Genomic DNA, 8,548 nt, shown 5'->3' with positions numbered 1-8,548 from the left:
ACCACCCCTTCCCATCCCGAACAGGACCGTGAAACGCTGCCGCGCCTATGATAGTGGGGGGCCTCCCCCCGCGAAAGTCGGTCACCGCCAGACGCCTATACTCCAACCCCAGCTATCCGCTGGGGTTGTCTTTTTGCAAGGTGCTGCGTACAATCGCGCAAAAAGTGGGCCAGGTGCCCACTTTTTGTTTCTGAAAGGTTGCTGTCTTGGATAATCGACTCGCGGAAGGAATTGGAATACAGGTGACGGCCATGGGCTGTGAGCTCGTGGATATGCGCTTGTTGCGTTCTGGTCGGCAGATCACCCTGCAGATCTTTATTGATAAAGACGGCGGGGTGGACATTGATGACTGTGCCGCCGTGAGTCGGCAGCTCAGCGTTTGGTTGGATGTCGAGAACCCTATACACGGTGCTTATCGTCTCGAAGTCTCAAGCCCAGGGCTGGATCGCCCGCTGACCAAGGCGGCGGATTATCAACGCTTTCTCGGTGATGAGGCAGAGATCGAGTTGCACGCCCTGCTGGATGGGCGTCGGCGTTGGCGGGGCACTTTGCTTGCTGCGGACGAATCATCGGTGCGTTTGGCAACCGAAACCGGGGAGCAGAGTTTTTTGTATAGCGCTATCCACCGCGCCAAGTTGGTACCGAAATGGTAAAAGTTTTGCTTGAGGGAATCACAGGATGAGTCGGGAACTTCTATATCTGGCTGACGCCGTCGCACACGAAAAGGAAGTCGATCGAGAGGTCATTTTTCAGGCTCTCGAGGCTTCGTTGGTTTCAGCATCTAAGAAAAAATACGGCCAAGACTGGGATATCAGCGTCGAGTTGGATCGCAAGACGGGCGATTACCTGACCAAGCGTTGGTGGATGGTAATTGCCGACGAAGAAGAAAAAGAAATCCCCGACCAACAGCTTCACTTGCAAGAGGCATTGACGAAAGATCCTGCAGCGACGGTCAGCGAGAAAATTTGCGAGGAGCTCCCGGCGGTCGAATTTGGCCGGATTGCGGCGCAGAGCGCAAAACAGGTGATTTTTCAGCGCGTGCGTGACGCCGAGCGCGACCGCATCGTTGCTGATTATGCTTTCCGCCAGGGCGAGATTATTAGTGGTCTCGTCAAGCGCATGGATAAGGGGAACGCCATCGTCGATATGGGACGTGCTGAAGCGGTGCTGCCGCGCGACGAAATGATCCCGCGCGAGGCGATTCGCCCCGGCGACCGAATTCGGGCTTACCTGAAGGATGTGCGGCGGGTTCAGAAGGGTCCGCAGTTGTTCCTGTCACGTACGGCGCCGGAACTGTTGCTGAAGCTCTTTGCACAAGAAGTGCCCGAGATCGCCAATGGCATGATCGATCTCATGGGTGCTGCGCGTGACCCAGGCTTGCGCGCGAAGATGGCGGTGCGTTCGAATGAGCCGCGCGTAGACCCAGTAGGTGCCTGTGTGGGTATGCGCGGCAATCGGGTGCAAACCGTAGTCAATGAGCTACGCGGTGAGCGCGTTGATATTATTGTGTGGTCTGCCGATCCTGCCACTTTTGTCATTAATGCGCTGTCCCCGGCCGAAGTGTTAAGCATCATCGTCGACGAAAATACCCACAGTATGGATGTTGTGGTTGATGAGGAGCAGCTTTCCCTTGCCATTGGCCGCGGCGGGCAGAACGTCCGTTTGGCCAGTCAGTTGACTGGTTGGACCATCAATATCCTCACGCAAGAAGAAGCACGGCAGAAGCGGGAAGAAGAAGATACCCGCTTCCAACAGGAATTCGTCAATGAGCTGGATATTGAGGCAGATCTGGCACAGCTCTTGGTGGAGGAAGGTTTTACCTCGCTAGAAGAAATTGCCTATGTCCCAACGGCAGAGATGTTGGAAATTGAGGGTCTGGACGAGGATTTGGTGACGGAGTTGCGGCGTCGCGCACGTGATCGTTTGCTGAGCAAGGCAATTGCTCAAGAGGAACAAGTGCATCTGAGTGAGCCTGCCGAAGACCTGTTGCAGTTGCCAGGGATGGATGAAGCCCTGGCACATCAATTGGCGGCTAAGGGCATTGCGACAGCAGAAGACCTAGCAGAATTGGCGGTGGATGAACTTGAGGAAATGGTGACGATCGAGCTTGAACGTGCCAAATCCCTGATCATGGCGGCGCGTGCCCCCTGGTTTTCTTGAGCGCAGAAAGGGTGAAACCAGGTTGTCGCGGCAGCGAGTGGAGGGATAATTCAGTATGATGGTTACAGTTGCGGGTTTCGCGGAAGAGCTACATTTAACTAGTGAGCGGCTCCTGGAGCAGTTCCAGGCGGCGGGTATTGCCAAAAAAACGGCGCAGGACAAGGTTACGGAGGAAGACAAGCAGAAGTTGCTTGGTTTTCTGCGCGGCTCGGCGGATAAGGGTTCCCCGCAACGGATTACTCTCAACCGCACAAGTACTAGCGAAATCAAACAAAATGTCGGCGCGGGCAAGTCGCGTACCGTACAGGTCGAGGTGCGACGCAAGCGTACCTATGTGAAGCGGGAAGCGCTACAGTCCGAAGCAGTTGAAGCAGTAAATGAAGTAACTAAGGACAGTGGCGAGTCGCCAGTCGAAACTACTGTCGTGACCATAGCGTCGGCGCCAGAACTGGTGCAGGAAAAGGCACGGGACATTGTGCCGGAGCCTGAGATCGTGTCGACAGAACCGGAGCAGGTGAAGCTTGGCGAAGAGATGCCAAAGGCTGCTGAGATGTCCGAACAGGCAACACCGGCTCCCGCTTCCACAGAGCCCGAAGCGCGCGCGCCGGTGAAACGCCAGGCAAGCCCGAAAGAGGCAGCCCCCGAGCGTCGGCGTCCGCTTGGTGAGAGATCTCCGGCGCCCTCGCGCAGTGCACCTGGGAGTGCGCGTCCGGCACCGACTCCCGCACCGAGTGCAGCACCAGCCGGTAAGAAAAAGGCGGCTCCAGGTCGGCGCGAGGATGATGATTGGCGCGGGCGGCGCGGTGGCCGCCGTGACGAACGCGGTTCGGATGCGGCCATGCGTCGTCGCCGCAATGAGAAAAAAACCAGTTCCCCGGCAGCGAGTGAGTTTAATGCTGCGCCAGTGGTGCGTGAGGTACCAGTCCCGGAAACCATCACCGTTAGCGAACTCGCCAGCCGCATGGCAGTAAAAGCGAGCGAGCTGATCAAAGTTATGTTTAAAATGGGAGTGGTGGCGACCATCAATCAAGTGATCGACCAGGACACTGCGGCAATCGTTGTCGAGGAGATGGGACACAAGGTGAAGATGGTAACCATCGCTAGTCCTGAGGCGTTTCTGGAAGAAAATGCATCACCGGAAGAAGCGGTGATCATTCGACGTCCACCGGTAGTGACGGTAATGGGGCATGTCGATCACGGTAAGACCTCCTTGCTCGATCGTATTCGTTCTACGCAGGTGGCCAGTGGCGAGGCCGGCGGTATTACCCAGCACATCGGTGCCTACCATGTGCAGACCGCCAAAGGCATGATTACCTTCCTCGATACTCCTGGCCATGAGGCCTTTACTGCCATGCGCGCGCGTGGTGCCCAGGCGACCGATGTTGTTGTGCTGGTAGTGGCGGCAGATGACGGTGTCATGCCGCAGACCATCGAGGCGATCCATCATGCCAAGGCGGCCAATGTGCCCATGGTGGTGGCGGTGAATAAAATAGACAAGCCGGGTGTTGACCCGGATCGCATTCGTCAAGAATTGGCGCAGCATGACGTTCTCCCGGAGGAGTGGGGCGGTGACACCCAATTCGTGAATGTTTCCGCCAAGCAAGGGCTGCATATCGATGCGCTGCTCGACGCCATCTTGTTGCAGGCAGAGCTATTGGATTTGGAAGTGCAGAGCAATGGTCCGGCCAAGGGGCTGGTGATCGAGTCCCGTTTGGATCGTGGGCGGGGTGCGGTAGCAACGGTCTTGGTGCGCCAGGGAACCCTGCGTGCCGGTGATATCGTTTTGGCCGGCGCACAGTATGGGCGCGTGCGTGCGTTGATTGATGACAACGGTGCGCAAACGGAAGAAGTCGGGCCTGGCCTGCCGGCCGAGATCCTCGGCCTGAGCGACGTGCCGCATGCTGGTGATGAGGTGTTGGTCATGGCCGACGAGCGCAAGGCGCGTGAGGTTGCGCTGTTTCGACAGGGTAAGTTCCGCGATGTGCGCTTGGCGAAGAGCGCCAAGGGTAGTCTGGAAAGTCTTTTCGAGGCCGCGAGCGAGGGTGAGGTGCAACAGCTCAACCTGCTCATCAAGACCGACGTCCAGGGTTCCGCCGAGGCGCTCCGCAGTACCCTCGAAGGGCTCAGCACCAATGATGTGCGGGTGCAGGTCATTCATTCCGGCGTCGGCGGCATTACCGAGTCCGATGTGAATTTGGCGAATGCCTCGGGTGCGGTAATCATTGGCTTCAACGTGCGCGCCGAGGCACAGGCACGGCGCTTGATCGAACAGAGTGGCGTTGACGTACGCTACCACAGCGTCATTTACGATGCGGTGGACGAGGTGAAAGCGGCCATGACCGGTATGTTGGCGCCGGAGATTCGCGAGCAGATCCTCGGTCACGCGGAAGTGCGGGAGACCTTCCGCGTGCCGCGCGTGGGCACCATCGCCGGGTGTATGATCACGGACGGTATCGTGCGACGGAATGCCAAGGTGCGGGTAATACGTCAAGCGGTAGTTATCCACACTGGTGACATGGATTCTCTGCGGCGCTTCAAGGATGATGCGCGCGAAGTGCGCGAAGGTTTCGAGTGTGGTATTGGCGTGCGGAATTTCAACGACATCAAGGTGGGCGATGTGATCGAAGCCTTCGAAACTGTTGAAGTGGCGCGTACCCTCTAAGGCGAGTTTTATGTCCACCCCGCAACAACGCAGCTATCCGCGCAGCGACCGCATTGCGCATCTCCTGCAAACGGAGATTGCGGCGCTCTTGCCAAGGCTGCACCGCCTCGAAGGAATTGGTCTGTTGCCGAGTATCACCGAGCTGCGCCTAGCGCCAGATCTGCGCCAGGCCACAGTGATGTTTTCGCTCATGGATGGCCCTGTGCGGGCAGATCTGGTGCGCGAGCGCTTGCAAGAAGAGGCGGGCGAGATGCGTCAGATCCTTGGTAAAAAACTGCATTTGCGTCGTATCCCGCCTTTGCATTTTGTCTACGATGCGCGTTTCGACCGTAATGCCGAGATGGCAGAGTTGCTCGCGCACTTGCCACCAGCGCCGCCAGAGGATGAGCAGTGAGCGAATGCGCTGACGGTATTCTTTTGCTCGATAAGCCCGCCGGGATCAGCTCCAATGCGGCGCTGCAGCGTGCCAAGCGTACCATGGGTATCCGCAAGGCCGGTCACAGCGGTACCCTCGATCCTTTCGCTACCGGCTTACTGGTCCTGCTTTTCGGTCAGGCGACCAAGGTGTCGGACTATTTGCTCAATGCCGACAAGCGCTACCGTGCCACCCTGCGTCTGGGGCAAGAGACGAACACCGGTGATCGGGAAGGTGAGGTCGTGGCCACGGGAATGGTGGATTTTACGCAAGCGCAACTGGATGCTGCGGTCGATCAATTTCGTGGGCGAATCTCGCAGATTCCACCCATGTTCTCTGCCATCAAGCGCGATGGCCAGCCGCTGTATCGTTTGGCGCGGAAGGGCCTGGAGGTCGAGCGCGAGCCGCGCTGTGTCGAGATCTACTCCCTCGATTTGCTCTCCTGGGTGGGTGAGGAGCTGACTCTCGACATTCATTGTTCTAAAGGCACTTACGTGCGCAGCCTAGCGCAGGATCTTGGCCGTGTGCTGGGTTGTGGGGCGCACATTCGCGAATTGCGCCGCATCAGTTCGGGTAGTTTTCATATCGATGCCGCCTATGATCTCGACCGACTGGCGGCGGCGCGAGAGGCCGAAGACTGCCCACTGCAGGCGATGGATCTGGCATTGCAGGATCTGCCGGCAGTGACCCTGACGGAAAACACCGCTTACTATGTACGACAAGGCCAGGGGGTGGTAATCGCTCATGCCCCACCTCCTGGGCGGATTCGCCTCTACGGGCCGCAGGCAGAGTTTCTTGGCCTGGGAGAGGTGATGGAGGATGGCAAGGTGGCGCCGCGGCGCCTGATGGGCGTAAACTAGGAATATTTTCCAGATTGATTGCGTAGGAGAAGTACAAGATGTCTCTGACTCGTGAAGTGAAGTCCGACGTGGTAAAAAGTTATGCCACGCATCCCAGCGACACCGGCTCGCCGGAAGTGCAAGTCGCGTTATTGACCACCCGCATTGAAGGGCTCTCTGAGCACTTCAAGGCGCACCATCATGACCACCATTCCCGCCAGGGTCTGTTGAAGATGGTGGGGCAGCGGCGTAAATTGCTCGACTACCTCAAGAAGAATGACTACGAGCGTTATCGCTCTTTGATCGAACGCCTGGGTCTGCGTAAGTAATCCATCACCGTCGAGGAGAGTCTCTTGAGCATCGTGCGGAAGGAAGTGCAATTTGGGGGCCGGACACTGGTCCTGGAAACGGGACGGATGGCTCGCCAGGCCGACGGCGCGGTGCTGGTCAGCAGTGGCGACAGCGTGGTGCTGGTCACTGCGGTGGGCCGACGCGAGCTCAAGGCCGGGCAAGATTTCTTTCCGCTGACGGTGAACTATCAGGAAAAGACGTATGCGGCGGGCAAGATCCCCGGCGGCTTCTTTAAGCGCGAAGGGCGTCCTTCCGAAAAAGAAACTCTGACTTCTCGTCTCATTGATCGACCGATCCGGCCGCTTTTCCCCAAGGGCTTCATGCACGAAGTGCAGGTAATTGCCACGGTGCTTTCTGTCGATGGCGAGCAGGATCCTGACATGCTGGCCATGATTGGTGCCTCGGCCGCCTTGGCGATTTCCGGGATTCCCTTTGACGGCCCGATTGGTGCCGCGCGGGTGGGTTATCGTAATGGTGCCTTTCTGCTCAACCCCAGTTTTGCCGAACTCAAGGAGTCCGAGCTCGACTTGGTGGTGGCAGGCACGGGGTCGGCGGTGTTGATGGTGGAATCCGAAGCCAAAGGACTACCTGAGGCGACTATGCTCGAGGCGGTGATGTTTGGCCATGCAAGCTTCCAGCCGGTGATTGCCGCCATCAATGAACTGGCGGCGGCAGCGGGCAAACAGCGCTGGGATTGGCAGGCGCCCGCCAAGGATTCCGAGTTGCATGCGGCGGTGATCGGTCAGGCGCAAGAGGGTCTGCAGGGTGCCTACCAGCTGATGGAAAAGCAGGCGCGCAGCAAGCGTTTGGAAGAGGTTCGGGCAGCCGCAGTCGAGGCCTTGGCTGGCGAAGATGTGACGCGTGCAGATGCAGTGCGTCGGGCCATCAAGTCTATTGAGACGGAAATCGTTCGTGGGCGGGTGCTGGATGGCGCACCCCGTATTGATGGTCGTGACCGCTTCACGGTGCGTCCCATTAGCATCGAGGTCGGTGTGTTGCCACGTACCCATGGTTCGGCGCTCTTCACCCGTGGCGAAACCCAGGCCTTAGTAACGACGACCTTGGGCACCAAAAGCGATGAGCAAATCATCGATGCCTTGCACGGGGAAAGCCGCGACCGCTTCCTTCTGCATTACAATTTTCCACCTTTCTCCACCGGTGAGACGGGTATGGTAGGCTCCCCCAAGCGCCGGGAGATTGGTCATGGCCGCTTAGCTAAGCGGGCCATTGCTGCGGTCTTACCGCAGGATTCTGATTTTCCGTATAGCCTGCGGGTAGTCTCGGAAATCCTCGAATCCAACGGTTCTTCCAGCATGGCTTCGGTCTGTGGTGCCTCGTTGGCGCTAATGGATGCGGGTGTCCCGCTGCGCGCGCCGGTGGCCGGTGTTGCCATGGGCCTGATCAAGGAGGGTGAGCGCTTCGCCGTGCTCACGGATATCCTTGGCGATGAAGACCACCTGGGTGACATGGATTTCAAGGTGGCGGGCACGGAGACGGGTGTGACTGCCTTGCAGATGGATATCAAGATTCAGGGCATTACCCGCGAGATCATGGCCCAGGCCCTGGAGCAGGCCAAGGCGGGGCGCCTGCATATCCTTGGCCTGATGAAGGGCGTGCTTGATCATGGACGCGAAACCCTGTCGCAGCATGCGCCACGCATCATCAGCATTCGCATCAATCCCGACCGCATTCGTGATGTGATTGGGCCGGGGGGCAAGATCATTCGCGCCCTAACGGAAGAGACGGGAGCGACGGTCGACATACAGGATGATGGCCTGGTTACCATTGCCTCGGTGGATGGAGCTTCGGGCGAAGAGGCCAAGCGACGCATCGAGCTGCTCACGGCCGACGTCGAAGTCGGTGTGATTTACGATGGCAAGGTGGCGAAAATCATGGATTTTGGTGCCTTCGTCACCATCTTGCCCGGCCGCGATGGCTTGTTGCATATCTCGCAGATCAGCTCTGAACGTGTCAACGACGTACACGACTATGTTAAAGAAGGGCAGACGGTGCGGGTCAAGGTCTTGGAAGTAGATCGCCAAGGCAAGATCAAGCTTAGCATGAAGGACATTCCGCAATCCTGAGCGCTGTCCCTCTTTTTGATTCACTCTCTTCGGTGGT

General features: G+C 58.1%; 7 protein-coding genes and 1 rRNA gene. All 8 read left to right on the top strand.

Annotated elements, in window-relative coordinates; all coding sequences use genetic code 11:
• Positions 1-93: ribosomal RNA gene (gene rrf / locus AB4090_RS12315) — 5S ribosomal RNA — on the top strand; the annotation flags it as partial.
• Positions 94-206: 113 nt separating this feature from the next.
• The gene (gene rimP, locus AB4090_RS12310) at positions 207-653 is read left to right on the top strand and encodes a ribosome maturation factor RimP (protein WP_369574180.1); all 447 of its coding nucleotides are present in this window, start codon (positions 207-209) and stop codon (positions 651-653) included.
• 25 nt (positions 654-678) lie between these two features.
• Complete coding sequence (gene nusA / locus AB4090_RS12305) at positions 679-2,160, top strand: transcription termination factor NusA (protein WP_369574179.1); 1,482 nt, start codon at positions 679-681, stop codon at positions 2,158-2,160.
• Positions 2,161-2,215: 55 nt separating this feature from the next.
• Positions 2,216-4,822, top strand: coding sequence for a translation initiation factor IF-2 (gene infB / locus AB4090_RS12300; protein ID WP_369574178.1), 2,607 nt, complete (start codon positions 2,216-2,218; stop codon positions 4,820-4,822).
• A 10-nt stretch (positions 4,823-4,832) separates the two neighbouring features.
• Positions 4,833-5,216 (top strand): ribosome-binding factor A, encoded by a 384-nt coding sequence (locus AB4090_RS12295; RefSeq protein WP_369574177.1) that lies wholly within the window; start codon positions 4,833-4,835, stop codon positions 5,214-5,216.
• Complete coding sequence (gene truB, locus AB4090_RS12290) at positions 5,213-6,097, top strand: tRNA pseudouridine(55) synthase TruB (protein WP_369574176.1); 885 nt, start codon at positions 5,213-5,215, stop codon at positions 6,095-6,097. The genes AB4090_RS12295 and truB overlap by 4 nt, the downstream gene beginning before the upstream one ends.
• Before the next feature lie 38 nt (positions 6,098-6,135).
• On the top strand, positions 6,136-6,405 hold the full coding sequence (gene rpsO, locus AB4090_RS12285) for a 30S ribosomal protein S15 (protein WP_369574175.1): 270 nt from the start codon (positions 6,136-6,138) through the stop codon (positions 6,403-6,405).
• Positions 6,406-6,408: 3 nt separating this feature from the next.
• Positions 6,409-8,511 carry a polyribonucleotide nucleotidyltransferase gene (gene pnp / locus AB4090_RS12280; protein ID WP_369574181.1) on the top strand — a complete coding sequence of 701 codons (2,103 nt, stop codon included), beginning with the start codon at positions 6,409-6,411 and terminating at the stop codon, positions 8,509-8,511.
• Positions 8,512-8,548: the final 37 nt, after the last annotated feature.

Origin of the sequence: Acidithiobacillus sp. IBUN Pt1247-S3 (genome assembly GCF_041146875.1) — a bacterium.
Taxonomy (GTDB): Bacteria; Pseudomonadota; Gammaproteobacteria; order Acidithiobacillales; family Acidithiobacillaceae; genus Igneacidithiobacillus.
This window is presented reverse-complemented; position numbering and strand designations above follow the sequence as displayed.